We start from the raw sequence: 25,727 nt of genomic DNA, 5'->3' as shown, positions 1-25,727 counted from the left end.
ACGTAAAGCCCTGCCATTTGTTGTAAGGATATTACATAAAGTTTTGCCATAATGTGACAGGCGAAAATACTATGCAGAAACAGTTGAAACAAGTTCTTAGCTTTGGCCAATACAAGCAACCGATGTATAATGATTCCTTTCTTGAAAAAAGGCTGAGCCGGCGCAAAGCGCAAAATGCTTTCAGGCAGCTAAAACTGCCCGGAAGCAAAATTGATCTTTGCTCGAACGATTACCTCGGTATAGTGCATAATAATTTATTGCATGATAAAATAAACCCGGGCTTAAAAACCGGCTCAACCGGTTCGCGGCTGCTTGCCGGCAATTATGCTTTAATAGAAGAAACCGAAAAACAAATTGCCGCCTTTCATCAGGCAGAAGCGGCTTTAATTTTTAATTCAGGATATGATGCCAATACCGGCGTGTTAAGTTCCATCCCGCAAAAGGGTGATATCATTTTATACGACCAGCTTTGCCACGCTTCTATCCGCGATGGCATACGGTTATCGTTTGCCCAAAGCTTTTCGTTTGTGCATAATGATGTGGCAGAGCTGGAAAGAAAATTAAAAACAGTTCCGGTGGCTGCCGGAAGCCATATTTTTATTGTTACCGAATCCGTGTTTAGCATGGATGGCGATTTTTGCCCTTTGCAGGAAATGGTGGCGCTCACCAAAACCCATCATGCACATTTAATAATTGATGAGGCCCATGCCATTGGTGTAATTGGTGAAAAAGGTGAGGGCTTATGCCAGCGTGAAAATTTAGAACAGGAAATATTTGGCAGGGTTTACACCTTTGGCAAGGCCTGCGGCTGCCATGGCGCGGCTGTTTGCGGCTCGCGGCAGCTGAAAGATTATCTTATCAACTTTGCGCGAAGCTTTATTTACACAACAGCTTTGCCCGAACATGCCGCCGCCGTTATACAGGCCAGCTATAATACTTCTCCTTTTTTAAAAGATGAAAGGGTGCATTTGCAAAGGCTGATACAATATTTTCAGAAAGCGAATCTGCAATTTGAAAAACTGCCTTCCACAACGCCTATTCAAATTGTAATGATACCCGGCAATGAAGAAGTAAAAAAAATTGCAGCCCAACTGCAGCACGAAGGCTTTGATGTAAGGCCGATTTTATATCCCACCGTTCCTTTGAATAAAGAAAGGCTGCGCATCGTGATCCATGCATTCAATACGATTGACGAAATAGAAGAGCTTATTCATATTTTATCCTGATACCTTGGAAAGAAAATTACCGGAAGGATTATTAAACCATATTGCTGAAATAAAAGGTTTTAATAAACAGGCTTTTGAAGCAGCGCATTATCATCCGCAGCTAATAACATCCATACGTTTTAATGAAAAGAAATATGAACATTTCCGGCATTCTTCTGCTATAACACACCCTCATTTCAGTTTAGATAAAAAAGTGCCCTGGTGTGAATATGGTTTTTACCTGGATGAAAGGCCACGGTTTACATTCGATCCGTTATTGCATGCAGGCGCTTATTATGTGCAGGAAGCAAGCAGCATGTTTTTATGGAATGCTTTGCAACAATTATTCAACAGGGATGCAAACATAAAAGTTTTAGACCTCTGCGCAGCGCCCGGAGGCAAAAGCACACTGCTGGCTTCTTATTTTAAGAACGCCTTAATTATTTCCAACGAAGTAATTAAAACAAGGGCCAATATTTTATATGAAAATATAACAAAGTGGGGCGCTGAAAATGTTATCATAACGAATAATGATGCAACAGGCTTTCAGCGCCTAAGGAACTATTTTGATTTAATTGTTATTGATGCGCCGTGCAGTGGCAGCGGGCTTTTCAGGAAAGATGAAGAAGCTATTGACGAATGGAGCGAAAACAATGTGAAGCTGTGCAGCCAGCGCCAGCAGCGCATTATTGCCGATATACACCCCTCTTTAAAACACGATGGTATTTTGATTTATTCCACCTGCTCTTATTCGCAGGAAGAAGATGAGGATATTGCAGACTGGATGAAAGCCATGTTTAAAGTGGAAAGTATAAGGTTGAAAGTTGAGGAGAACTGGCATGTTGAAGAAACGCAATCACCTGTTCATAAATGTTATGGTTACCGTTTCTGGCCGCATACAGTAAAGGGTGAAGGCTTTTTTATATGCGCTTTACAGAAGGATGAAGCGGAAAGCTTTACAAAATTTCATGCGCCATCCTTATCCGGAATAACCGGTAAAGAAATGGCCTTGGTACAGCAATATATAACTGCGGGAGACTGGCATTTTCTGAAACAGCAAGATTTTATACGTGTTATTCCCAAACCATGGAACGGCGATCTTGCCCTGCTTCAAAAAAACCTATACCTCAAAAAATCAGGCATAAACATAGGCGAAATAAAAGGCAGGGATTTAATACCGCATCATGAATTTGCTTTAAGCACCCTGTTCAATAATAATAATATTGCCAAAATGGAGCTGGAAGAAGAACAGGCCCTGCAATACCTGCGCAAAAAAAACGTTGTATTACCACCCGGGCATAAAGGATGGGGTTTATGCACATATAACAGCTTCCCGCTCGGCTGGATAAAAATTTTGCACAACCGTGTTAATAATTATTATCCCACAGAATGGCGTATCCGTAAAGAATAAATTTGCAGCAAAATATAAAGCATGAAGTATATACGATCAACGGCCTTTGCAATAGCTTTGCTTCTTTCCGCTCAAAGCCTGCAGGCGCAATCCCGTTATATTAACCATACTTTGAAACAGGGAGAAACATTATCTGCACTTGCCAAACAATACAATACCTCGGTTGGCGATATTATGCGGGCCAACGGCATGCATGCGGATACCAGGCTTGTATATGGATCAAACATAAAAATACCATCCACGAAGCAGGCAGCCGTTGCTGCAAAAACAACAGCGCCTGCAGTAAGTGCGTCGCCGGTTAGCACACCTTCTTCCGGGGAGATAACACATTTGGTGGCCAAAGGCGAAACTTTATACAGCATCAGTAAAAAATATAACGTTACGGTTGACCAGCTTAAAGCATGGAATAATCTTACAGACAACAGCGCTAAACTTGGCACTTTGCTCATCGTAAATGAAAGTGGTGTGAACAGGATGGCCAAAACCACAACAACGCCAAAGCCGCAAACAGAAACGGCAGCGCCGCAGCAGCAGCAAAAAGAGCCCGTGGAGGAAAACAAGCCCGGTGACAGCCCGGCGCCTGCTGATAACGTTACTAAAAATGTTCAGCCTGCCGGCAGCATGGAGCCGGCGTCAAATGATATAGCTTCTTATTCAGGTGAAGGTTTTTTTGCGCCGGAGTTTAAAGAAAAGAAAAACAAGGGTGCACAGAACATGTCAGGCGTTTCCAAAACCTTTAAAACAGCCAGCGGCTGGGCCGATGGCAAATATTATATCCTTGCCAATGATATAGAGCCCGGCACCATTGTGAAACTAAGCGCCGATAACGGCAGTTCTGTTTATGCAAAAGTGCTCTGGAATATGGGCGATCTTAAGGACAATGCCGGTATTAATTTCCGCATCAGCAACGCTACTGCAGCTGCTTTGCACGTGAATGATGCAGGCAGCTTTAACCTGAATGTGAGCTTCTGATATACTATGGAAAGTGTTTTAGCGCTTCTCTCCTGCTAAGCGCGGATAAATGCTGATTGGTTTCAACAAAATGTTTAACCCAATCAGCATTTGTTTTTGCATATTCCCTCAATATCCATCCAATGGCTTTGCGAATAAAAAACTCTTTTGAGGAAGAAAGATGCTGAATATATGCTGCAAGCAACCTCGTATCAGTTTTCGCTTTATACTTTTTCTGAAACAATAAACTGCTTCTTTGAAGCCACATATTTTCAGATGCGTTCCACGCTCCTGTTACTGCATTAACCTGTTGCGGAAACAATTTAAAATATTCACCCGCACAGGCATCAGCAATAGCATCCACTGTATCCCACCAGCTTTTGTGTACAATGCAATACTCTATCGTTTTTATAGTTGATATTGTCCATTGATTTTTATAATGCGAGAGCAATTCAATTGCAAAATATTGCCATTCCCTTTCCGGCAACTGCCAGGCCTGCTTTGCAATTTTTTCAACTTCAGCAACAGAGGTTAATGAATTTGATTTTATAAAATCTTTACTCAATTTCCTGCATACTGCCATTACAATTCCATAAAATACAAACCGGTTCAGCATGTACTTCTTTGCACCGGCGGCTTTAACCGCATCAGCATGCTGCTGAAATAATTTTTGCAATGGCAACAGGTAAACGTTCATTGATTTAAATTCAATTTCCAAAAATGCATTTAATCAATACATCATATCAACCCGCTCTGCGAAGTCTCCGGACCACAAGTGTTCGAAACCCGCATTAGCGATCCGCGATCCGTAGGATCGCCCCCGTGTGTGGAAATAATTGTGCCAGGGGGATTTCCACACCGCAGGTGTGGTACGCGTAAACGTTCCGTTCCAATGGAGAACGGTAAAGAAACATTACGGGCAGCATTGTACACACGTTAAGCCTTTATGAGGCATTAAGAAAATGGTTTCGAACAGCTATGGTCTCCGGACTTGGCAGGCCTATGCGTGAAGTCTCCAGAATCCCTCCTGTTCTTCTCTTTCATTATGCCAGCGTTTGAACTTTAAAAATATACAATGAATTATTCTTTAAGATGCTGAACAGGGTTAACGGTGGAAACTTTATATAACTGATGAAATACCGCAAGTAAGGTTACAATGAGTAAGAGCGCAGCAGTCAGTATAAATGATCCGACAGTCAGCTCTGCCCGGTAAGAATAATTTTCCAGCCATTTCTTCAGCAGATATACAGATACCGGCACAGCTATAATAAAAGATGCAATGCCGGCCCTGATATAATCCAGGGATAAGTGCATGAACAAACTGCTGCTCTTTGCTCCTAAAACTTTCCTGATGCTTATTTCCTGTATGCGTTTCTGAGAAGAGAACACAGACATGCCGAATAACCCTATCGCCGCTACAAATACAGATAAAGCGCTTGCAATAAGAATAACATTGCTTAATCTTTTTTCATCTTTATACGCCGATCTCAGCCAGTCGCTCATATACCCATATACGGGCGGCTCATTAAAAACAGATTTCCATATCCTGGCCAATTCATCTTTACCCTCTTTGGAAATACCGGGAGCGTTCAGCTTAATGTAAATATTTTGTATGTCGGATGAATCAATGACAGGGCAAATAAGCAAAGGCTGCATTTGTTCATGCAGGGAAGCAAAATGAAAATCTGCTACAACGCCGTTCAATGTTCCTTCCGGCAGCCAGGACAGATGAATGGCCTTATGAAAAAAATCGTTCCATCCTGTTTTTTTCAGCATGCACTGATTGATGATGTATGTATCCCGGTAATTGTTTTCATCAAAATTTTTTCCCTGGATAAACCGTACTTTGAAAAAATCAAGAAAATTTGGCGACACAAAATAAGTTAGTGCCGTTTCACCGTGCTGCCGGCCTGCATTATCCGTATAATATATGCCGAATATGCCGGCGCCATCGCCAATCCTCCGCTTTGAATAACTTACATCTTCTACATCAGGCACCTGCTTTAATTTGTTGATAATATAATGAAGCGATGAAGAATTTAAGATATGGTTCACTTTAATGTTAAGAACATTGTCATAGTTAAAACCAAGGTCTGCTGTATTTAAAAGCGTATTTTGTTTGTGAATGGTAATTATGCTGACTATAAAAATAAAGGAGAATGAAAACTGGCATATAATCAGCAGGCGCATTAAACTGTTTTTTGATGCCTTAAAAAGGCTTTTGTTTTTTAGCAGGTTAACAATACCGGCAGACGAAAAAGCAAAGGCCGGGTAGCTGCTGACCAGGAGCCATAAAATAAAAAACAATCCTGAAAGCGCTAAAACGAAATGTACATTTATTAATGATGTGCGCACAGGCTTTATATCAAGAAAAGATTGCAGCCAGGGAAACGATAAAACCACCATTAAAAATCCGGCCATTATTGAAGCGCCTGTTGTAATAGCATTTTCTGTTAAAAACTGGCAGCCAAGCTGAGCCCGCGTTGCACCTGCTATCTTCCTGATGGCAGCTTCCCTGCCCCTGTAATTTAATAAAGCAAAATGTATATTGATGCAGTTTGCACACGCTGCCAGTAATAGTATAATAGCGCTGATAACATAGAGATTTAAATTTGCCTGGTCTGATTTCTGAAAATTCAGGCTGTCATAAAAAAGATTCCCGGATTTTGCATGAATATCTTTCAGCGGCTGCAGTTCTACGTCAATAGACTGATTTTCCTGGTGAATTTGTTCTGTGTATTTCTTTTCTGCACTTTTCTTACTAATATTTCCCGGTATCAACAGGTAAGTGGAACCTAAAAGAACTGACCAGTTCCTTCCCATCTCCGTTGTATCAAAACCGGCAGGAAAAGGCAAGAGGGCGTCTGTTTGCAAATGAGATTGCGGGGAAAAATCATTAAATACGCCTGTAACCCTGGCTTTAATTACGGTATCATTACAGGAAAGGTCAATGATTTGATTAACAGCTTTTGCCGGGTCTTTAAAAATTTTGCCGGCATATTTTTTTGACAGCAAGATTGTATTCCGTTCATTAAACAGGTCTTCTTTTTTGCCTGCCCATAAACTGAACGAGAATATTTTAAAAAAGTCAGCATCTGTGCATAATGCATTGCTTAAATCAAAATTTTCAGTTTTCTGAGCTACGTGCAGGGAAGGATATAGTGGCGGAATTGTTGCAGGAAAAACGCGGGTTGCCAGTTTAACTTCGCCGTTCTGGTTTTTTAAAAATGCTGCCAACGGATAGGGCGTGCCGGCGCCTTTTTGATACCCGCTCCCCTCGTAATGCATATCTTCAACAACCCTGTATATTGAATTACTGTTTTTATGAAAAGAATCATAACCGTTTTCATATTGAATTATGGCAGTTATAAACAATGCAGCAGCCACAGCCACGCTCAGGCCCATAATATTTATGGCATTATAAAGCCAAAAGGTTTTTACTGTGCGCCAGGCATTTTTAAATATAAATTTCAGCATAGCCGGTTTCCTGTAATTATTACAACTAAAAAATTAGTCAAATATAACTAAAAAATTAGTTACTTCATAATGATAGAAAAATTTTAAACTCCTGCTGGTTGTATAAATAAAAATGCCTGTTGGTGTTAGTGAATCGTAAAGTATTGCTGAGAGCTGTTATGGGAAGCTTCTTGCGCGAGGTAAGAGACTTACTGAAGAAAATTTGCGCAGGCGCTGCGAAGTCTCCGGAACTGAAGTGTTCGAAACCTGTATTAGCGCTCCGCGATCCATAGAATCGCCCACTTGTGTAGAAATAATTGTGCCGGGGGTATTTCCACGCCGCAGGCGTGGTGCGTGTAAACGTTCCGTTCCAATGGAACGGTAAAGAAACATTACGGGCAGCATTGTACACACATTAAGCCTCTGTGAGGCTTTAAGAAAATGGTTTCGAACAGCTATGGTCTCCGGATTTCGCAGCGTTATGCGTGAAGTATCCAGACTTCCGATAAAGAACACAATACAAATAAAAAAGCTGAACCATAAGCACAGCTTACCATTCAGCTTTTCTAAAAATATAGCAATATGCTTATTTCAATACCTCGGCCATTGTTTTGCCAATATCAGCCGGGCTGGCTACCACATGCACACCACATTCACTTAATATTTTCATTTTGGCAGCAGCCGTATCATCTGCGCCGCCAATGATGGCCCCTGCATGGCCCATCCTGCGGCCCGCAGGCGCTGTTTGGCCGGCAATAAAACCAACCACAGGCTTTTTACCATTATCTTTTATCCAGCGTGCCGCTTCCGCTTCCATGCCGCCGCCAATTTCACCGATCATAATGATGCCGTCTGTTTCATCATCATTCATGAATAATTCAACCGCTTCTTTTGTAGTAGTGCCGATGATGGGATCGCCGCCAATGCCAATAGCAGTGCTTATGCCAAGGCCTGCCTTTACCACCTGGTCTGCCGCCTCATACGTTAAGGTACCTGATTTTGATACGATGCCAATGCGGCCTTTCTTAAAAATAAAACCGGGCATAATACCCACCTTAGCCTCATCTGCCGTAATTACGCCCGGACAGTTAGGGCCTATCAGCCTCGACGATTTTCCCTGCAGGTAATTTTTTACTTTAACCATATCCTGCACAGGAATGCCTTCTGTTATGCAAACGATCAGTTCAATGCCGGCGTCTGCACTTTCCATAACAGCATCGGCAGCAAAAGCAGGCGGCACGAATATAATGCTCACATTGGCGCCGGTAGCTTTTACAGCATCGGCAACGGTATTAAAAACGGGCCTGTCCAAATGCGTGCTGCCGCCCTTGCCCGGCGTAACACCGCCCACAACCTGCGTTCCATATTCAATCATCTGGCTGGCATGAAAGCTGCCTTCCGTACCTGTGAATCCCTGTACAATTACTTTTGAATTTTTGTTCAGCAATACGCTCATGGTTAATTTATTAAAGTCCGCAAATGTAATAGTTAGTTTTTATTAGTCCATAGTCCACTGTCCATAGTCAACAGAAATAATTAAAATTTGAAGTGTGTCTGGTAATAAAAAGCTGCTGTTGACTGTGGTCTGTCATCTGTGGTCTGTTTTACTCGTCCAGCTTATCCATTTGCAGCTTGCCATTAAAAATACTTTCCATTTCTTTTGCCTGGTAAATATTCTTATTTTCCTTATTGCCTAAAACAATTATGGTAGCGGTATCCTGCACTAATCTTACAAATGAAGTATTGGTGCCATGCCATTTACCGTTGTGATAAATAACCGTGTCTTTATCTTTAATAAATAAACGCCAGGCCAACCCATAGTTATGCATGGAATGCACTTCATTGCTCAATGGCGTAAATGCCATATCCAGCGTTGACTTCTTTAGATAAGTATACTGGTATAAAGCTTTATCCCATGCAAATAAATCCCGCACGGTGCTATATACATTTTTGTCGCCGTACGTGCAATCATACTGATCCATGGGAAAGCCTCTTGATACAGACCAGGTAGGGTTATAATCAGCCGTATCCTTTATAGAAAAGATGTAGGTATCGTGCATGCCCAGTGGCTCAAACAAGGTTTTTTTCATGTAGTCGGGAAACTTTTGCCCCGTTATTTTTTCTACTATTAAAGCCAGCAGTAAAAAATTGGTATTGCAATATTGAAACCTCCTGTCAGGCAAATTCTGAATACGCGGCTTGTGCACAATCATGGCATTCAGCACGTCTTCATTCGTCATTTCCCTGTGCTTGTCCCATATACTGTCCATGAAGTATAGATAGTTGGGCAGGCCGCTGCGATGGCTTAATAAATTTCTTATGGTAATACCTTTATAAGGCAGTTGCGGAAAATATTTCTGCAGGGTATCTTCTAATGAAAGCTTTCCCTCTTCCCACAACTTCAGCACCGCCATGCCCGTAAAGGTTTTTGAAGTGGAAGCGATATGAAAAGGCGTATGCGGTGTTATAGAATCTTTGGTAATAAAATTTCCATAGCCCCGGTATTGCTCAAACAAAACCTGCCCGTTTTTGGCCACGAGTATAGCGCCGTTAAAGCCACTTCTTACCAGCCTTGTTTCATAGAACGCATCAATAGCACTGGTATAAGCAGCAGCTTCTCCAGGGCTTAATGCGGCAAACCCGGCATCGGTTGCAAGGCCAACCGTATCTTTTTTACCGGCATTGCCTTTGGCCGTTCCTGATGAACACCGTATAAAAACAAAACATAAAACAAAAACAAAAAAAAGGGCTAAAATTCGTGTGTGCTGCATGAACCGGCTGCTTTATTGTAATATTTGTTCGCGGTAAATGTAATGCGATAGCGTATTAAAAGTTCAATTCAAATTTTTTTACAACAATATCTTTACACTTATGGTAATTATTTTATTTGATACAAATGCAAAACAAAATTTATACCCGCTTACCCAAGCCAGGGCTGTAGCCGATATACGTTATGGCATTTTTTCCGTAAAAGAACGATGGGAAGTTATAAGCGGTTTGCCGGCGTATATACAGGCGGAAGATTATCTTGCCGGCTTATACGAAGCTGCGCCGGAAGATGAATATTTATATATAGATGCTTCGCTGAAAGATGAAGATGACCTGCGCCCACAAATACTCTCTCTTCAAACCGGTGAAGTTTTAAGGGATGACAACGGCATTATTGCCTGCAGAACAAATACTTTGATTGAAACCGATATACTGAATAAGCCCGGCAAATATTTTACCCGCTTTATTGAAGCGGAAAATGTTGCCAGGCTGCAATATCCCTGGCAATTATTTTTATGGAACGAGGAACAACTGCGTAAAGATTTTTTATTGCTTTTTGCAAGAAGCACGGGGCAGCCTTTGCCGGCAACCATTACAACAAACCAGCCTGAAAATATTATTGTAGAAGAAGGCGCCGTGGTGGAACATTGCATCATCAATGCTTCAACAGGTCCTGTTTATATCGGCAAAAATGCAACAATAATGGAAGGCGCCATGCTGCGTGGCCCCATAGCCCTTTGTGAATGCGCCACCCTAAAAATGGGCGCTAAAATTTATGGTGCTTCTACTATAGGGCCTTACTGCATTGCAGGTGGTGAAATAAAAAACAGCATTTTACAATCCCATAGCAATAAAGCGCATGATGGTTACTTAGGCGATTCGGTTATAGGAAGCTGGTGCAACCTGGGCGCAGGCACCAGCAACAGTAATATTAAAAACACGGCAGGTGCGGTAAATATATTTCATAAAGCCTACGGTATAAACGTAAATGCGGGCAGGAAGTTTGGCGTAATCATGGGCGATTATTCCCGCACCGCCATTCATACTTCCCTTAATACAGGCACCATAATAGGCACCTGCTGCAATGTGTTTGGCGAGGGGCTGATGCCGAGGATTGTTGAAGATTTTACATGGGGCGCACATCAGTCATCCAATTATAAATTTGAGAAAGCCATGGAGCACGTTAATAACTGGAAAGAATTGAAAGGAGAAAAATTATCTTCTGCCGAAATATCTGTGCTAAAGTATATTTTTGACCGCCGGTTGTAAAACTGGCAGGCTGTTCGCACAGCGCGAAGGAGCAAACAGAGGAAGAATACAACTCTGTTAACTCAGAATCTCTGTGCGGAAAAATTTAAACTGCCCTGCGAAGTCTCCGGACCTGAAGTGTTCGAAACCTGCATTAGCGAATCCGCGATCCGTATGATCGCCCATGTGTGTGGAAATAATTGTGCCAGGGGGGATTTTCACACCGTAGGTGTGGTGCGTGTAAACGTTCCGTTCCAAAGGAATTGGTAAAGAAACATTAGGGCAGCATTGTACACACGTTAAGCCTCTGTGAGGCTTTAAGAAAATGGTTTCGAACAGAGCTATGGTCTCCGAACTTTGCAGGGGGTTATGCGTGAAGTCTTCAGACTTTCAAAAATTGATTACAAATAAAATTTAAACCATACAATGAGAAAACAAATTGCAGCCGCCAACTGGAAAATGAACCTGACAGTTGACAAAGCCGAAGCCTTATTAAACGATATTATTGCTGCCAACGTAGAGCTGGGCCAGGACCAATCAGCCGTTTTTGCCGTACCTTTTCCGTACCTGCAACTGGCAAAAAAAGCCATTACCGGAAAAGACAATTATTTTATTGCAGCCGAAAACTGCTACAGTAAAAAATCAGGCGCCTACACCGGCGAGGTTTCTGTTGAAATGCTGCAGTCGCTCGCCATTCAATATGTAGTGCTTGGCCATTCCGAGCGCCGTGAATACTTCCGGGAAAGCAACCAGTTTCTGGCGGAAAAACTAAACATTGCGTTGGAATATAGCATCACGCCCATCTTTTGCTGCGGCGAACCGTTAAGCATTCGCGAAGCAGGCGCACAAAATGGGTTTGTTGCCATGCAGCTTGAAGAATCTTTATTCCACTTTGCTGAAGATGAGATTCAAAAGGTGGTAATTGCTTACGAACCAATATGGGCTATCGGTACCGGCAAAACTGCTACCAGCGAACAGGCACAGGAAATGCATGCACATTTGCGCAAAGTACTGGCCGGCAAATTTGGAAAAGAAGTGGCTGACAACATCAGTATTTTATATGGCGGCAGTGTAAAAGCAAACAATGCAAAAGAAATTTTTTCACAACCAGACGTTGATGGTGGTTTGGTAGGCGGCGCATCACTTATCGCTGATGAATTTATTGCCATCATGAAGAGCCTGAAATAACGTAACCCGATGGGTTTAAAAAAATTACTGGCGCAAGGCATTATCTGGCGCAGCTTTTATTTTTTTTCGGTACTGCTGGTAAATGTTTTTTTATCCCGTTATTTAAGGGCAGGCGCTACGGGCAATCTTTATTTTATCTCCATCATTTTTTCTTTTATGCAGATCGCATTAAGCCTCGGCGGCGAATCGGGCTTAACCTATTTTGCATCGGCCAATATACTCGGGCGCAATAAGCTGCTTACCGTTGCTGCTGCATGGAGCATAGCTGCCGGCGCCATTATGGCGTTGCTGGTGCACCTGTTTTTTTTGATTGCGCATTCTGCAACCGCAGCGGAGGTAAACTGGTATTGCCTGTATGGGTTTGCATTTGTATTTGGCATGTCGCTGGGCAATTATGGCTCGGTTATTTATTACACCAGGGGAAATTATTACCTGCCCAATATCTTATTATCGCTCGTGAATATCCTGTATGTATTTGTCATTCCGGGCAAATCATTTGTTGTACCCGATGAAGGTCAGGTGCAATGGATAACCTTCTTATATTTTGCCACCTTTGCCGTTGGCGGCCTGCTTGTAGTTGTATCATATATCATTCTGTACAGGAAAGAAGATAAACCGGGTTTTCCAAAAGGCGATGCTTTTAGGCAACTACTGAAATATTCATTTACCGCACTTGGCGCCAGCGCTATCTTCTTTTTGGTGTACCGGGTAGATTACCTGTTTGTGCGATACAGCCCTGTTTGCACGCCCGAAGACCTGGGCAATTATATTCAGGTTTCAAAGATCGGGCAGTTAATGCTTACCATTCCGCAGATAATTGCGGTAGTAGTTTTTCCAACAACCGCAAGCGGCGCCAATGATAATAAACTGAACAACGCCCTTATGGTCATGTCAAGGATTTTTTCGCAGTTGTTTTTACTGCTGTTTATTGGCGTTGCCCTATTGGGCAAACCGTTTTTTACAATCGTATTTGGCGAGAGTTTTAATAAGATGCAGTTGCCCATGCTGATTTTGATACCGGGCATTTTTTCGCTGAGCGTGGTAACACTATTATCGGCTTATTTTGCCGGGAAGGGAAAAGTAAAGATCAATCTTTACGCCGCTATTGCCGGGCTGATTATAACCATCATCGGCGATTTTATTTTTGTGCCAAAGTATGGAATCATCGCCGCTGCGCTTGTAAGCACCATCAGTTATATTGCCAATACAGCTTTTGTAATGTGGTTTTATTACCGCGATAATCCTTTGCATTTTTCTGAATTTTTGAAGTGGAGAAGATCGGATTATGACTGGCTGTTTTCTATGCTGAAAGCGGTGAAGCCGGGCCAGCGCATAAAACAATGAATTTTATGCGACGTGCTTTTTGTATAAAAACACTCTTTTAAAGATTTATCTGCGCAATTGCTTTAGTAAGTTGCAGGGATACAAATCAATAATAGCTATCTCGTATTTTGCATTTGCCTCAACAAGAAAACTACTCCATCCAACAACAAATAAATTTTTAGCGAAATGAACAAAATATCAATATTAATTTTAGGGTTGATTGCTTCGTTCTGTTTTGGTTTTGCTTTCAAATCAACAATTATTAAACAAAATAATGCTAACACAACAACCATGAAAAAAGTAACAGGTATTGGCGGCATCTTTTTTAAATGCAAAGACCCCAAAAAAATGAAAGAATGGTATAACACGCATTTAGGCATTAATGCCAATGAATATGGCGCCAGTTTTGAATGGCGCGAAGAGGCTGACCCTTCAAAAAAGGGCACTACACAATGGAGCCCGTTTGCTGAAACAACCAAATATTTTGAGCCTTCAACAAGCGGTTTTATGATAAACTACAGGGTGGAAAATTTAGAAGCGCTTGTGGAGGAACTTAAAAAAGAAAGCGTAACAATCATTGACAAAATTGAGTCTTACGACTACGGCAAATTTGTACATATTCTTGATGCCGAAGGCAACAAGGTTGAACTTTGGGAGCCTGCTGACAGCGAGTAAGTTTTTTCAGAAGCTGTTTAAAATTGATTTCCCTGTTTTTATATTTAAGAAATTTTTGCCCGCAGATTTCGGTGATTTGTGCAGATGCCTGATGAAAAAGGATTTATGATCTACGTTTATCTGCTCAATCTGCGGGAATATATTAATTTCAAAACCCTTGACTGCGTTTAACCTCTTAGGGATTTTTATTGCTGCCATAAAAAACCAACAGCACAAGGGAGTGACACAAGGGACGATGCCACTTGTTCATTTGACGGCAAACAAAAAATTCCTTCCAAACAGCTTATACACACAGCAACCATTTCAAATGAATTAACAAACCCGACATTATCTTTGCCGCTTATGAAGAAGATCAGGAATTTCTGCATTATTGCGCACATTGACCATGGTAAGAGCACGCTGGCAGACCGGTTGCTGGAACATACCAAAACGATCAGTGAAAGGGAAATGATGGCGCAGGTGCTGGACGATATGGACCTGGAACGTGAAAAGGGCATTACGATTAAAAGCCACGCCATTCAAATGCATTATGTTTATAATGGCGAACAATATACTTTCAACCTGATTGATACGCCCGGCCACGTTGACTTTAGTTATGAAGTAAGCCGGGCGCTGGCAGCCTGTGAAGGCGCTTTGCTGCTGGTGGATGCCACGCAGGGCATACAGGCGCAAACCATCAGCAATTTATACCTGGCCATTGAAAACGACCTGGAGATTATACCCATCATCAATAAGATAGATATGGATGGCGCCATGATAGCTGAAGTGAAAGACCAGGTGATGGATTTGATAGGCTGTAAAGAAGAAGATATTTTGCTGGCCAGCGCAAGAAATGGCATTGGCATTCAAGAAATATTAAACGCTATTGTTGAACGTATTCCCGCGCCGGAAGGCAATCCCGAAGCGCCTTTGCAGGCATTGATCTTCGATAGCATGTTCAACAGCTTTCGCGGCATTATTGCTTACTTCCGTGTGTTTAACGGCTCGATAAAAAAAGGCGATAAGATCAAATTCATTTCAACCGATGCAGAATATGAAGCGGATGAAGTGGGCATTTTGAAATTAGGTTTACAACCGGCAAGCGAAGTAAGAACCGGCGATGTGGGTTACATCATCACCGGTATTAAGAATGCCAAGGAGGTTAAGGTGGGCGATACAATAACGCTTTCCGAAAATCCCGGTGAGCCTATTAAAGGTTTTGAAGAAGTGAAGCCGATGGTGTTTGCCGGTATTTATCCTGTGTCAACAGATGATTTTGCAGAGCTGCGTGAATGCATGGACAAGCTTCAACTGAATGATGCTTCATTAACTTATGAAATTGAAACATCACAGGCTTTGGGCTTTGGTTTCCGTTGCGGCTTTTTAGGCTTGCTGCACATGGAAATTATACAGGAACGTTTGGAACGCGAGTTTAACCAAACCGTTATTACAACGGTGCCCAACGTAAGCTTTCATGCATATACCACCAAAGGCGAAAAGCTTATTGTAAACAACCCGGCAGAAATGCCTGATACAACAAAGCTCGATCATATTGACGAGCCTTATATTAAGGCGCAGGTGATTTCGCTGCCGGAATATATCGGCAATATTATGACGCTGTGTTTGGGCAAACGCGGCATCCTCATCAACCAATCTTATTTAACCACCACCCGCGTTGAACTGATTTTTGAAATGCCTTTGACCGAGATTGTATTTGATTTTTATGATAAACTAAAAAGCCAGACCCGTGGCTATGCTTCGTTCGACTATGCTCCCATTGGTTACCGCGAAGCGGATATTGTGAAGATGGACATTCTTTTAAACAGCGATAAAGTGGATGCATTAAGCGCATTGATTCATCGCAGCCGTTCCCAGGATTTCGGCCGCAAGCTTTGCGAAAAATTAAAAGAGTTATTGCCGCGCCAGCAATTCCAGATCGCGATACAAGCGGCCATTGGCGCCAAGATCATTGCCCGCGAAACCATCAGTGCATTCAGAAAAGATGTTACCGCCAAATGTTACGGTGGCGACATAAGCCGTAAGCGCAAGCTACTGGAAAAACAGAAAGAAGGTAAGAAACGTATGCGGCAGATCGGTAACGTGGAAGTGCCGCAGGAAGCATTTTTAGCGGTGCTGAAGCTGGATTAAAAGGCCAAAGACATTCCTTGAATCCAAAAAGGAAAATCTATTGTTGGTTATTTGTTAATTTGTCCAGAGCGGATTTTCAAAAGTTCTTCAGGAAATCCGTGTTTTTCTAAAAATTTTTTAGAGTCATCAGCCTTTTTTACAAAAAAGGGATCATTTCCATAATCACCAACCTTATCGCTTACTTTGGCATTAACTTTCACAGAAGACGGGGTTTTATCAGTATAAGGCTTCATATTGTTATTTTTATTGTGATAAAATTAGAGTTTTTTGCGCAACACTAAAAAGGCATCATAGTTAATATTTTTTTCAAACTTCTTCCACTTATTATCAATAAATCCAAATACAAGCAACGCAGATTCAATTTCACCAAGATTAGCTGCAATCCCCATTTGATATAATCTGGTTCTGGCGTCCGTACTGCCTTTTGCATATACCATAATATCCGGAAACAAAGCAGTAAAATCTAAAACAGCAGAAGCAACAGTAGCCAAAATTTTTTGCTGATCCTGGTTATTGGTTACAACCATATCATCTACCCGGTTTTTTTCTGTATTCCAGTCACCAAATCCAAGATTAAAATAAGTAATGCCTTCTGCATTCCGCGGCGTAAAACGAATTATCTTTTTAATCTTCCCTTTTGGCCCTTCACTAAAAAATTCATAGCTAAGAAAATCAGTGTTGGCAAAATATTCATATCTGTCTAAATACATAAAATAAGTGTTTAGGATAAAAATAAATAATAGGTAAAATTCAGTAAACGCAGCAATTGAAAGGTAAAATGATATTTTTTGGTTGCGAGCCTTGGTATCTTATGGCACAGAATCTTGTACTGTATTTCAATTAAGCTATGTTTTACACTTGCACAGTCTATAACTTTTCATGCTTACTTGCTATTCAATTTTTTTAAGTCAAATGTAAAGAAAAAGCACTAACCCTTTTCACCTGTCATGCTAATCAACCCCTTCCCACCAATTAGAGAAAGTTTGATTTTCATTATCCAGGCCAACCACTTCGCCAATCATTGGCGTGATGATATTAAGTTGATGCGATTTATTGTTTTCTGTAATCAATCGAAGCGGTTCATCCCATGCATGCAAAGCCAAAGCAAACTTACCGGCATGCACAGGCAAGATGCACTTTGCATTTAATTCCTTCGCCGCTTTTATCACTTCATCCGGCAGCAGGTGAATATATTTCCAGCTTTCATTGTACTGGCCGTTTTCAATTATAGCGAGATCAAACGGGCCAAACTTCTTTCCTGTTTCCGCAAAATGCGTATCATAACCACTATCACCTCCGATAAAAATTTTCTTTGTTGGTGATTGCAAAACAAAAGAAAGCCAGAGCGTTTTGTTCCTGATGAAACCGCGCCCTGAAAAATGCCTTGCCGGTATAGAAGAAATTTTAAAACCCGGCAAAGGTTCGGCCGCTTCATTCCAATCCATTTCAGTAATAATTTTATTATCATAACCCCAGCGTTCAAGATGGCTGCCTGTACCAAGGCCGGTTATCACCTGCTTAACTTTTGGCTGGATTCTTTTTACGGTTGTATAATCCAGGTGATCCCAGTGGTCGTGCGTTATAAACAGCAAATCAATTTCGGGCACATCAACCGCCGCGCAAACTTCAGCGCCTTTAAAAGCTTTTACGCTGAAGAAAAAAGGCGAAGCATGCCCACAGAAAACAGGATCAACCAATATGCGTTTACCATCAAGCTGCATGTAATAGGAAGAATGGCCAAACCAAACCAGTACGTTCCTGTTAATATCAATATCGTGCAGGTTTGTTTTCACAGACGGGATTGATGTTTCAGGCTTTCTTCTTTCTTTTTTATCAAGAAAAAATTCCTTTAATACCTTAAGCATGCTTACATCTTCCGTAATGTTTGGTGTATAACTTATATTCTGAAATGATCCTTTTTTATAGTTGGGCGAGGTTTTTATCCGTTCCAGCCTTTTACCTGAAGGCAGCCTGCCAAACTGCGGCAGGCGAAAAACAAAAATTACCGCCGGTATGAAGGTTAAAATAACTGCCAGGAAAAGAAACATGCATATAATTTGCGGCAAAAATACTTTTGTAATATTTACAGTTCATCCATCTTTTTCCGCATCTCTTATAACTTTTTTATACCCTTTGGCTTTTTAGTATTCAGCAAACCTGTTCCTGCAAACAAATGATTAACGATTTTTATTTTTGCTGCTGTTGTGTTGCAATATAGATTTGTTTATGCTTAAAATAGAATTGAGCAAAATGCAGTTTCATGGTTATCATGGCGTGCAGGAAGAAGAAAGTAAAACCGGCGGCAATTTTGAAGTTGATTTGGTTGTATATTTTGAACCGGCTGCTTTACCTGTTCGCTATTTAAACGAAACCATTGATTATACGCAGTTATATGCGCTGGTAAAGCAACGCATGGAAAAACCCACGCGCCTGCTTGAAACGCTTGCCACAGAAATAGCCGGTGAAATTTTTACAGCATTTTCACCGGTAACAGAGTTGGCCGTGAGCATTAAAAAATTAAACCCGCCTATTCCTTTTTTTAACGGCAGCGTTGCCGCCGCTTATGCTGCCAGGCGCAGCGATTTTAAACAGAATATATAAACTTGTTATGCTGAATTTTAAATTAAAAAGATTACCTGCGCTTGTTACCTGCCTGTGTTTATGGTTGCAGCTTCCTGCTCAGGATAATACCGCTTTGCTGCGTGAAGCAAAACAGCTTGAATTGAAATTTGATGAGGCCGGCGCTTTGGAAAAATATAAGCAGGCGGCTGAAGCAGATGCTTCTAATACAAATGCATTAGTGAAATGCGCTGAGCTCAGTTGCAGCATTGGCAACCGGGAAAAAGACGCTGCATCAAAGGCTGGTTATTTTTCAAAGGCATTTGCCTATGCACAAAAAGCATACGCAAATGATTCTGCCAATGCAGATGCCTGTTATGCAATGGCATTGGTGAATTACAGGATGGCTGCCCTGGGCACAGGCAATAAAGAATTAACCGAAAACATTAAGCAAACAAAAATTTTTGCTGATAAGTCGCTGGCGGCAAACAGCAACAATGCAAAGGCAAATTATGTTTTGGGAATGTGGCATTTTGAACTGATACGTTCCGGCTGGTTAAAAAAGAAAGGCGTAAAAGATTTCTATAACAAAATTCCTGACACGCAGGTTGACTCTGCAGCCTGGTTCATGGAAAAAGCACGAAGCATAGACCCTTATTTTGCACAGGATCATCTCGACCTTGCCAAAGTGTATATATACGATCACCAGCCGGCAAAGGCGCTGGAAGTTTTGAATAAGCTTGTAAAGCTGCCTAACCGCATTTACGATGATGCAGCCTATAAGGCAGAAGGAAAACAGTTGCTTGCAAAAAATCAGTAAGGTTAATTATATAAGCGGTTATATAATTTAAAGACTTTATTATGTGCCCGGTTTAAAACCAAATAAAAAATATTTTATGGATATTCAACAATTATTTAATGAGACGGTTGCCGGCAGCAAGCTGTTATCATCAAAGCCTGACAATGAAACATTATTGAAATTATATTCTTTATATAAGCAGGCAACGGAAGGCGATAATGCGAATGCAGCTCCGTCCAATCCGTTTGACATTGTGGCCAAAGCAAAATATAATGCCTGAAAGGAAGAAGCAAAGAGGATGCGATGCAGGAATATGTGAAACTGGTTGGCCAGTTGAAAAGTAGAAAATGTTTATGACTTACCTGTTAAGCTGCCAACCAATTAATTTATCAGCTAATCAGCTATTCACTACTTTATTAACACATCGGCTATGATAAGAAACATTGCAATAGCAGGCGCCGGCACAATGGGCAATGGCATTGCCCATATTTTTGCACAAAATAATTTTGAGGTAAACCTTATTGATATAAGCCCGGAGAAGCTTGAAGAAGCACTGCAAACCATTTCCGGAAACCTTGACAGGCAAATTGCAAAAGGCTTAATTACAGCGGAAGCAAAGCAGCTATCGCTTACGAATATTTCAACATTTACTTCGATAAAGGAAGGCGTAGCAGATGCAGATATTGTGGTAGAAGCTGTAACAGAAAACCCGGAACTTAAATTGAAAATTTTTAAAGAAATAGATGAATATGCGCCCGCTTCGGCTATACTTGCCACGAACACTTCATCTATATCCATTACCAAAATTGCATCGGCTACAAAACGGCCTGAAAAAGTTATCGGCATGCATTTTATGAACCCGGTGCCGGTAATGAAACTGGTTGAAATAATTAATGGTTTTCTCACAGAGCCGGCCGTTACGCAAACGGTAACTGAACTTTCAAAACAATTAGGTAAAGTTCCCTGCGTGGTAAATGATTATCCCGGCTTCATTGCCAACAGGATTTTAATACCTATGATTAATGAAGCTATCTGCAGCTTATATGAAGGTATAGCCGGCGCTGAAGAAATTGATATGATCATGAAACTTGGAATGGCGCATCCAATGGGCCCGCTGCAACTGGCAGATTTTATCGGCCTTGACGTTTGCCTCTCCATTTTGCAGGTTTTGCATGAAGGTTTTGGCAACCCGAAATATGCGCCCTGCCCATTATTGGTAAATATGGTTGCTGCCGGCAGGCTTGGTGTAAAAACAGGCGAAGGTTTTTATATTTATACGCCCGGCAATAACAAACCGGCTGTAAGCAAACGGTTCACGAAATAATTTCGCCCAAGCATGTATGAATTAAAAAGCCGGATATCACTATCCGGCCGGGAAATTTAGTTGTACGAAGCATGAACGTTAAGCATGTTCATGCGCTAACTTTTCCTGATCGCGCAGGGATTTTACTGTGTCATGCGATTTTTTTAGCTCATCTTTCTGGCGTGTGATTAATGCAAAAATATAAGCAGGCAGGCCTTCTGTTTCCAGGGCAGATTTATACGCTTTTTGTGCAGCATCTTCCCCATATTCACAATTGTTCAAAATAGTTTGCCGGCCTTTACCTGTAAACAATGCTTTTACATCCATCCATGCCCGGTAAATTTTACCGCTTACAGTGGTGCCTTCATCCATCTTTACACCAAGCACTTCCACTTCTGTTCCTAAAGCATTCCTCAGGCTGCGGCTTTGATCAATGTATCCAAGAAAAATATCTTTCAGATCTGAATCTTCTTCCTGCAATTCTTTTATTGCTTTTTCATAACCATCCACACGGTCGTTATTAATTTGTATCAGGTCATTCAGCACTTCGGCAATCATTTTATTGTTTTCCATAATTACTTTTTCTATGTCAATAAAAATTTCATGCCATTAATTAATGCCATACTTATTGTTAACAATATTCTTATGAATAAGATGATAATTAAAGCAAGCCTTTTTTTGCTTTTTGCTCCCGCATCATTTCAGGATAACCCATTTTTCCTGATAAGGCTGATACAGCCATTGCAATCCTTTTTGTTCTGGCAGGTTCGGTTTTAGCGCTGTCAATCCATTTGTTGAAATAATTCCTGTGGCTGCCGCTTAATGAATTAAAATGTTCCAGCGCTGCCGGTTCATCACTTAAACAGGCCATAAAATCTTCATTAAATTTCAGGGGCGCCTCATCCGCTTCAAGCATGGCCGTTATTGTTGCGCCTTTGCGTTTGCCTGTTCCTTTGCGCATGGCCGCATTTACCGGCATTATAAAACTGCCGTCGCCCATGGGCATTATGGCAACTCCGCTTATCTTAAAATTATCCAGCTTTCCTTTTACGCGGTATATTTTCCTGCACCCGGGCTTTATTTGCCCGGCTACATCCGGCGGTATTACAAAATATGTCCAGCCGGTTTTCTCGCCCTGTTCATCAAACTTCAATAATGTGGCAGTTATCTTTACCATCGTTATGCTTCAAACGAAAGTTATACTATTTTAAAATAAAAGCAACAATCAAAAATTGCTGCACTTTATATTTCTGCTTCATATCATTATTGCCTGGTTAACCTGGGCTAAAGCCCATTGAGCAAGGGTTTCAGATATATAACCTCAAACCTAAGTCTGAAGGCAGTAAAAGGCAAGTCCATAAAGGGGACTTAGCTCAGGAGAATATTTTAGCCGGGCAATAATGATTTCATATAATCAGTTTCCGCTTTCATCTTCATTCACTTCAATTGCTTCATCTGCTGCATTGGCTATAATTATATTACTCATTTTACGCAGGGGGTTACTGCGGTTTTCATCATAATCGGCGCGGCGTTTAATTATATCAATGCACTCAAATACGGCCGCAAGAAAAGAGGAAGCATCTGCCCGGCCTTTGCCGGCAATATCAAAAGCGGTTCCATGGTCGGGGCTCGTTCTTACAACCGGCATGCCGGCGGTATAATTCACGCCCTCTCCTATTGCCAGCGATTTGAAGGGGATTAAGCCCTGGTCGTGATACATAGCCAATACTGCATCAAACTGCTGGTACTGCGCTCTTGCAAAAAAAGCATCAGCGCTAAACGGCCCAAAAGCGAGTATGCCTTTATCTTTTGCTTCTTTAATGGAAGGTTTGATGATGGTTTGTTCTTCATCACCCACAAGGCCTTCGTCGCCTGCATGTGGGTTCAGGCCCAGCACGGCTATCTTTGGTTTTTCAATGCCAAAATCTCTTTTCAGGCTTTCGTTTATTATAAACAGTTTGCTCAGGATATTCGCTCTTGTAATATGCACTGCAATGTCTTTAACAGGCACGTGCTCCGTAACCAATGCTACCCGCAGGTTAGAAGCCACCATCAGCATAACCACATCATTCAAACCAAAAGCGTGCTTCAGGTAAGGCGTATGGCCGGTGAAATTAAAATCGGCAGACTGTATATTTTTTTTATGCAGCGGCGCCGTAACAAGCCCTTGTATATGCCCTTCTTTTAATGCATTAACGGCCAGTTGCAATGACAGCCTTGCATACCGGCCGCCGGTTTCATTTAACTGCCCGGAAGTAATTGATACTTCCTCATCCCAGCAGTTAAATATGTTTAGCTGCTTATAACTGATCCTCGAAAAATCTTTTACAAACTGGTATGAAAAATTGATTTCGGGCAATGACTTGCGATAAAAATTTATACTCTTATTGCTGGCAAAAACCACAGGCGTGCACTGTTCAAGAATACGGTTATCACCCAGCGATTTAATAATAAGCTCAATACCAATACCATTAATATCGCCACAGGTAAACCCTATCAATGGCTTTTGCTGTTCTGCATTCATAATCACATTATTTGGGGTAAAAATAAATCAATCCCGCATAAGGCAATGCCCGCATTTTTCCGGGCTGTATTTTTTTTACAACAAAAACGCCTGTATTCCAATTCTTTGTGCATCCTGCAGCCTGGGATTCTTTTACTGGCTTGATTGTTGAAACAAGAAATTATTAAACGGGTTGTATGAAACACACTATGAAAACGGGTGCTGCAAAGATATTTTCCCTATTGCTTATTTTTTGCGCCGCTGCTTTATGTTTACCGGCGCAGAATGCATCAGGCAATTTAAAAGATGCGGTACCGGCAAAGCAACCTGCCTGGTATGAACACCCATGGATATGGATAGTAAGCGCTGCCGTAGGCATTTTGATATTAGTAAGCTTGCCGGCAAAAAAATCTAAAACAACAACAACTGAAATGTAATAAACGATTATAGCGGAATGTAATGAAGATGTGGCCTTAAGGTGATGTTTTGCCGCAAAGGCGCCAAGGCATGAAAAATTAAATTTCAAAAACCAGGGTTTATGCGTCTTCAGGCCTTCATGGCATAATTTTTTAAACCTGCTTGTTAAGACACATTTATTTTATTTTGTATCATAAGACCATTTAACCCAGGTGGCGCCCCAGGTAAACCCGCCGCCGAATGCAGCGAGAACTAAATTATCGCCCTTTTTAAGCTGTTTTTCCCATTCCCATAAGCAAAGCGGTATGGTTGCGGCTGTGGTGTTACCATACCGCTGGATATTGATCATCACTTTTTCTTTTGATAGCCCCATACGGTTCGCCGTAGCATCAATAATCCTGAGATTAGCCTGATGCGGCACCAGCCAGGCAACATCATCTGCCCTTAAATTATTGCGCTTCATTATTTCAGCGCTTACATCGGCCATACCTTCCACAGCATGCCTGAACACTGTTTTCCCTTCCTGGTATATGTAATGTTTTTTAGACTGAACGGTTTCAATGCTTGCAGGTTCCCGGCTGCCACCCGCTTTCATGTGCAGGTATTCGGCGCCATTGCCGTCGCTCTTTAAAATGCTGTCTTTAATGCCTGTTTCATCCACGGAAGGCTCCAGTAAAACGGCGCCGGCGCCATCCCCAAAAATGATGCAGGTGGCCCTGTCGGTATAATCAACTATGGCACTCATTTTATCAACTCCCACCACCAAAACCTTTTTGTAACGGCCGCTTTCAATTAATGTGGCCCCGGTGGTAAGCGAATATAAAAACCCGCTGCAGGCAGCGCTCAGGTCAAACCCCCAGGCGTTTGTTGCCCCAATTTTAGCAGCAATAATATTTGCGGTGGAAGGAAAAACCATATCGGGGGTTACGGTGCCCACTATTATGCAATCAATATCAGGCGGGCTCAGGTTTTTTTTTCTGATTATCTCCTGCACTGCGGGCAAAGCCAGGTCGCTGCTTGCTTTGCCGGCGCCTTTTAAAATCCGCCTCTCACTAATGCCTGTTCTTGTTTTTATCCACTCATCATTTGTCTCAACCATTGTTTCCAGCTCCTTATTCGTTAACCTGTACTCCGGAACATAACCGCCTACAGCAGTAATGGCTGCAGTTATTTTACTCATATTTAAACATATTGTGCTTCAAAAGTATTGAAATTATCATTATATGCAGAAGCCGCCATTACTTATATAATGCCTCAAACATGCCTGTTTGTTTGTTTTTGCGAACATTGTTTGCGTGAAAATATTTTCCATTCATGGCTATATAAACACCCGCCGGCAATGTTTGCACAAAAGCCAGTGCACTGCCAAGATTGAATAAACCGTCTGAACTGCCAAATTTGTAGGGGATCATTGCGCCGGTAAGCACAATGGTTTTATTTTTTATTTTTCCTGATAAAACTTTAGCCGTATCGGCCATGGTATCCGTGCCGTGCGTTATAATAATTTTATCTTCTCCTGCTGTTTCACAATGATGGGCAATCAAATCCCGGTCTTCATCCGTCATGCCCAGGCTGTCTATCATCATCAACGTTCTTATATCAACATCAATATTGCTGCGGCCAAGCTTAAGCATTTCAGGCAGGTGCGAATCTTTAAAAAAAAGTTCTCCCGTAAGCTCATTATATTCCTTATCAAATGTGCCTCCTGTAATGAAAATGCGTATTGCCATAATAAAAGTTTTGATAAGTTCACGAGTTCACAGGTTCACGGGTTGAAGTTAACCACGCAGTTT

25 protein-coding genes are annotated in these 25,727 nt (G+C 41.6%); 13 read left to right on the top strand and 12 right to left on the bottom strand.

Annotation, left to right across the window (positions count from 1 at the left end):
- Positions 1–83 precede the first annotated feature (83 nt).
- From QM629_RS01255 to QM629_RS01245, 3 genes are read left to right on the top strand one after another with little or no spacing between them, the layout of a single operon-like run.
- Entirely contained in the window at positions 84–1,226 is a 1,143-nt protein-coding gene (locus QM629_RS01255; protein WP_415156374.1) for an aminotransferase class I/II-fold pyridoxal phosphate-dependent enzyme, read from the top strand.
- A gap of 4 nt (positions 1,227–1,230) precedes the next feature.
- The gene (locus tag QM629_RS01250; protein ID WP_415156372.1) at positions 1,231–2,616 is read left to right on the top strand and encodes a methyltransferase RsmF C-terminal domain-like protein; all 1,386 of its coding nucleotides are present in this window, start codon (positions 1,231–1,233) and stop codon (positions 2,614–2,616) included.
- A gap of 21 nt (positions 2,617–2,637) precedes the next feature.
- On the top strand, positions 2,638–3,588 hold the full coding sequence (locus tag QM629_RS01245) for a LysM peptidoglycan-binding domain-containing protein (protein WP_415156370.1): 951 nt from the start codon (positions 2,638–2,640) through the stop codon (positions 3,586–3,588).
- A 4-nt stretch (positions 3,589–3,592) separates the two neighbouring features.
- Here the strand turns inward: QM629_RS01245 and QM629_RS01240 are convergent, their stop codons facing one another.
- From QM629_RS01240 to QM629_RS01225, 4 genes are all read right to left on the bottom strand, one after another.
- Positions 3,593–4,285 (bottom strand): DNA alkylation repair protein, encoded by a 693-nt coding sequence (locus QM629_RS01240; protein ID WP_415156368.1) that lies wholly within the window; start codon positions 4,283–4,285, stop codon positions 3,593–3,595.
- 362 nt (positions 4,286–4,647) lie between these two features.
- A complete protein-coding gene (locus QM629_RS01235) occupies positions 4,648–7,044 on the bottom strand; it encodes an ABC transporter permease (protein WP_415156366.1) in 2,397 nt (798 codons plus the stop codon).
- Between the two features lie 565 nt (positions 7,045–7,609).
- Complete coding sequence (sucD, locus tag QM629_RS01230; protein ID WP_415156364.1) at positions 7,610–8,479, bottom strand: succinate--CoA ligase subunit alpha; 870 nt, start codon at positions 8,477–8,479, stop codon at positions 7,610–7,612.
- Between the two features lie 148 nt (positions 8,480–8,627).
- Positions 8,628–9,794, bottom strand: a complete 1,167-nt coding sequence (locus tag QM629_RS01225) for a serine hydrolase domain-containing protein (RefSeq protein ID WP_415156362.1) — start codon at positions 9,792–9,794, stop codon at positions 8,628–8,630.
- A 100-nt stretch (positions 9,795–9,894) separates the two neighbouring features.
- On the opposite strand from QM629_RS01225, the gene QM629_RS01220 reads away from it, so the two are divergent.
- From QM629_RS01220 to lepA, 5 genes are all read left to right on the top strand, one after another.
- The gene (locus tag QM629_RS01220; protein WP_415156360.1) at positions 9,895–11,061 is read left to right on the top strand and encodes a putative sugar nucleotidyl transferase; all 1,167 of its coding nucleotides are present in this window, start codon (positions 9,895–9,897) and stop codon (positions 11,059–11,061) included.
- Between the two features lie 405 nt (positions 11,062–11,466).
- Complete coding sequence (gene tpiA / locus QM629_RS01215) at positions 11,467–12,228, top strand: triose-phosphate isomerase (RefSeq protein ID WP_415156358.1); 762 nt, start codon at positions 11,467–11,469, stop codon at positions 12,226–12,228.
- A 9-nt stretch (positions 12,229–12,237) separates the two neighbouring features.
- On the top strand, positions 12,238–13,572 hold the full coding sequence (locus QM629_RS01210) for a polysaccharide biosynthesis C-terminal domain-containing protein (protein WP_415156356.1): 1,335 nt from the start codon (positions 12,238–12,240) through the stop codon (positions 13,570–13,572).
- Between the two features lie 165 nt (positions 13,573–13,737).
- The gene (locus QM629_RS01205; RefSeq protein ID WP_415156354.1) at positions 13,738–14,226 is read left to right on the top strand and encodes a VOC family protein; all 489 of its coding nucleotides are present in this window, start codon (positions 13,738–13,740) and stop codon (positions 14,224–14,226) included.
- Between the two features lie 342 nt (positions 14,227–14,568).
- Positions 14,569–16,353, top strand: coding sequence for a translation elongation factor 4 (gene lepA / locus QM629_RS01200; protein WP_415156352.1), 1,785 nt, complete (start codon positions 14,569–14,571; stop codon positions 16,351–16,353).
- 47 nt (positions 16,354–16,400) lie between these two features.
- Here the strand turns inward: lepA and QM629_RS01195 are convergent, their stop codons facing one another.
- From QM629_RS01195 to QM629_RS01185, 3 genes are all read right to left on the bottom strand, one after another.
- Positions 16,401–16,586 (bottom strand): hypothetical protein, encoded by a 186-nt coding sequence (locus tag QM629_RS01195; RefSeq protein ID WP_415156350.1) that lies wholly within the window; start codon positions 16,584–16,586, stop codon positions 16,401–16,403.
- Positions 16,587–16,610: 24 nt separating this feature from the next.
- Entirely contained in the window at positions 16,611–17,063 is a 453-nt protein-coding gene (locus QM629_RS01190) for a DUF6934 family protein (RefSeq protein WP_415156348.1), read from the bottom strand.
- A gap of 240 nt (positions 17,064–17,303) precedes the next feature.
- A complete protein-coding gene (locus QM629_RS01185) occupies positions 17,304–18,401 on the bottom strand; it encodes an MBL fold metallo-hydrolase (RefSeq protein WP_415156346.1) in 1,098 nt (365 codons plus the stop codon).
- A gap of 178 nt (positions 18,402–18,579) precedes the next feature.
- On the opposite strand from QM629_RS01185, the gene folB reads away from it, so the two are divergent.
- The 4 genes from folB to QM629_RS01165 all read left to right on the top strand — a co-directional run bounded on the left by folB (position 18,580) and on the right by QM629_RS01165 (position 21,035).
- A complete protein-coding gene (gene folB, locus QM629_RS01180) occupies positions 18,580–18,954 on the top strand; it encodes a dihydroneopterin aldolase (protein WP_415156344.1) in 375 nt (124 codons plus the stop codon).
- A 7-nt stretch (positions 18,955–18,961) separates the two neighbouring features.
- Positions 18,962–19,732 (top strand): hypothetical protein, encoded by a 771-nt coding sequence (locus tag QM629_RS01175; protein WP_415156342.1) that lies wholly within the window; start codon positions 18,962–18,964, stop codon positions 19,730–19,732.
- Positions 19,733–19,808: 76 nt separating this feature from the next.
- Positions 19,809–19,991: an acyl-CoA-binding protein gene (locus QM629_RS01170; protein WP_415156340.1), complete on the top strand. Its 183-nt coding sequence runs from the start codon at positions 19,809–19,811 to the stop codon at positions 19,989–19,991.
- 150 nt (positions 19,992–20,141) lie between these two features.
- Complete coding sequence (locus QM629_RS01165; protein WP_415156338.1) at positions 20,142–21,035, top strand: 3-hydroxyacyl-CoA dehydrogenase family protein; 894 nt, start codon at positions 20,142–20,144, stop codon at positions 21,033–21,035.
- 78 nt (positions 21,036–21,113) lie between these two features.
- On the opposite strand, the gene QM629_RS01160 is transcribed toward QM629_RS01165, so the two are convergent.
- From QM629_RS01160 to pdxA, 3 genes are all read right to left on the bottom strand, one after another.
- On the bottom strand, positions 21,114–21,587 hold the full coding sequence (locus QM629_RS01160; protein WP_415156336.1) for a PA2169 family four-helix-bundle protein: 474 nt from the start codon (positions 21,585–21,587) through the stop codon (positions 21,114–21,116).
- Between the two features lie 88 nt (positions 21,588–21,675).
- Entirely contained in the window at positions 21,676–22,191 is a 516-nt protein-coding gene (locus QM629_RS01155) for a YdeI/OmpD-associated family protein (protein ID WP_415156334.1), read from the bottom strand.
- 237 nt (positions 22,192–22,428) lie between these two features.
- Positions 22,429–23,538, bottom strand: a complete 1,110-nt coding sequence (gene pdxA, locus QM629_RS01150) for a 4-hydroxythreonine-4-phosphate dehydrogenase PdxA (RefSeq protein ID WP_415156332.1) — start codon at positions 23,536–23,538, stop codon at positions 22,429–22,431.
- Between the two features lie 176 nt (positions 23,539–23,714).
- Here pdxA and QM629_RS01145 point away from each other — a divergent pair, with 176 nt between their 5' ends.
- Complete coding sequence (locus tag QM629_RS01145) at positions 23,715–23,954, top strand: hypothetical protein (RefSeq protein ID WP_415156330.1); 240 nt, start codon at positions 23,715–23,717, stop codon at positions 23,952–23,954.
- 161 nt (positions 23,955–24,115) lie between these two features.
- On the opposite strand, the gene QM629_RS01140 is transcribed toward QM629_RS01145, so the two are convergent.
- Together QM629_RS01140 and QM629_RS01135 are read right to left on the bottom strand one after the other, a co-directional pair.
- Entirely contained in the window at positions 24,116–25,114 is a 999-nt protein-coding gene (locus QM629_RS01140) for a beta-ketoacyl-ACP synthase III (protein WP_415156328.1), read from the bottom strand.
- Between the two features lie 58 nt (positions 25,115–25,172).
- Positions 25,173–25,664 carry an asparaginase domain-containing protein gene (locus QM629_RS01135; protein ID WP_415156326.1) on the bottom strand — a complete coding sequence of 164 codons (492 nt, stop codon included), beginning with the start codon at positions 25,662–25,664 and terminating at the stop codon, positions 25,173–25,175.
- Positions 25,665–25,727: the final 63 nt, after the last annotated feature.

This window comes from Parafilimonas sp. (assembly GCF_047606085.1).
Taxonomy (GTDB): Bacteria; Bacteroidota; Bacteroidia; order Chitinophagales; family Chitinophagaceae; genus Parafilimonas.
Note: the sequence above shows the minus strand (reverse complement) of the source record. Positions and strands in the feature narration are given on the sequence as shown.

Bases quoted from the DNA above. Each gene is read 5' to 3' on its own strand.
- QM629_RS01245 (WP_415156370.1), top strand. From the start codon at position 2,638: ATGAAGTATATACGATCAACGGCCTTTGCAATAGCTTTGCTTCTTTCC.
- QM629_RS01235 (WP_415156366.1), bottom strand. From the start codon at position 7,044: ATGCTGAAATTTATATTTAAAAATGCCTGGCGCACAGTAAAAACCTTT.
- sucD (WP_415156364.1), bottom strand. From the start codon at position 8,479: ATGAGCGTATTGCTGAACAAAAATTCAAAAGTAATTGTACAGGGATTC.
- QM629_RS01225 (WP_415156362.1), bottom strand. From the start codon at position 9,794: ATGCAGCACACACGAATTTTAGCCCTTTTTTTTGTTTTTGTTTTATGT.
- QM629_RS01220 (WP_415156360.1), top strand. From the start codon at position 9,895: ATGGTAATTATTTTATTTGATACAAATGCAAAACAAAATTTATACCCG.
- tpiA (WP_415156358.1), top strand. From the start codon at position 11,467: ATGAGAAAACAAATTGCAGCCGCCAACTGGAAAATGAACCTGACAGTT.
- QM629_RS01210 (WP_415156356.1), top strand. From the start codon at position 12,238: ATGGGTTTAAAAAAATTACTGGCGCAAGGCATTATCTGGCGCAGCTTT.
- QM629_RS01205 (WP_415156354.1), top strand. From the start codon at position 13,738: ATGAACAAAATATCAATATTAATTTTAGGGTTGATTGCTTCGTTCTGT.
- lepA (WP_415156352.1), top strand. From the start codon at position 14,569: ATGAAGAAGATCAGGAATTTCTGCATTATTGCGCACATTGACCATGGT.
- QM629_RS01195 (WP_415156350.1), bottom strand. From the start codon at position 16,586: ATGAAGCCTTATACTGATAAAACCCCGTCTTCTGTGAAAGTTAATGCC.
- QM629_RS01190 (WP_415156348.1), bottom strand. From the start codon at position 17,063: ATGTATTTAGACAGATATGAATATTTTGCCAACACTGATTTTCTTAGC.
- QM629_RS01185 (WP_415156346.1), bottom strand. From the start codon at position 18,401: ATGTTTCTTTTCCTGGCAGTTATTTTAACCTTCATACCGGCGGTAATT.
- folB (WP_415156344.1), top strand. From the start codon at position 18,580: ATGCTTAAAATAGAATTGAGCAAAATGCAGTTTCATGGTTATCATGGC.
- QM629_RS01175 (WP_415156342.1), top strand. From the start codon at position 18,962: ATGCTGAATTTTAAATTAAAAAGATTACCTGCGCTTGTTACCTGCCTG.
- QM629_RS01170 (WP_415156340.1), top strand. From the start codon at position 19,809: ATGGATATTCAACAATTATTTAATGAGACGGTTGCCGGCAGCAAGCTG.
- QM629_RS01165 (WP_415156338.1), top strand. From the start codon at position 20,142: ATGATAAGAAACATTGCAATAGCAGGCGCCGGCACAATGGGCAATGGC.
- QM629_RS01160 (WP_415156336.1), bottom strand. From the start codon at position 21,587: ATGGAAAACAATAAAATGATTGCCGAAGTGCTGAATGACCTGATACAA.
- QM629_RS01155 (WP_415156334.1), bottom strand. From the start codon at position 22,191: ATGGTAAAGATAACTGCCACATTATTGAAGTTTGATGAACAGGGCGAG.
- pdxA (WP_415156332.1), bottom strand. From the start codon at position 23,538: ATGAATGCAGAACAGCAAAAGCCATTGATAGGGTTTACCTGTGGCGAT.
- QM629_RS01145 (WP_415156330.1), top strand. From the start codon at position 23,715: ATGAAACACACTATGAAAACGGGTGCTGCAAAGATATTTTCCCTATTG.
- QM629_RS01140 (WP_415156328.1), bottom strand. From the start codon at position 25,114: ATGAGTAAAATAACTGCAGCCATTACTGCTGTAGGCGGTTATGTTCCG.
- QM629_RS01135 (WP_415156326.1), bottom strand. From the start codon at position 25,664: ATGGCAATACGCATTTTCATTACAGGAGGCACATTTGATAAGGAATAT.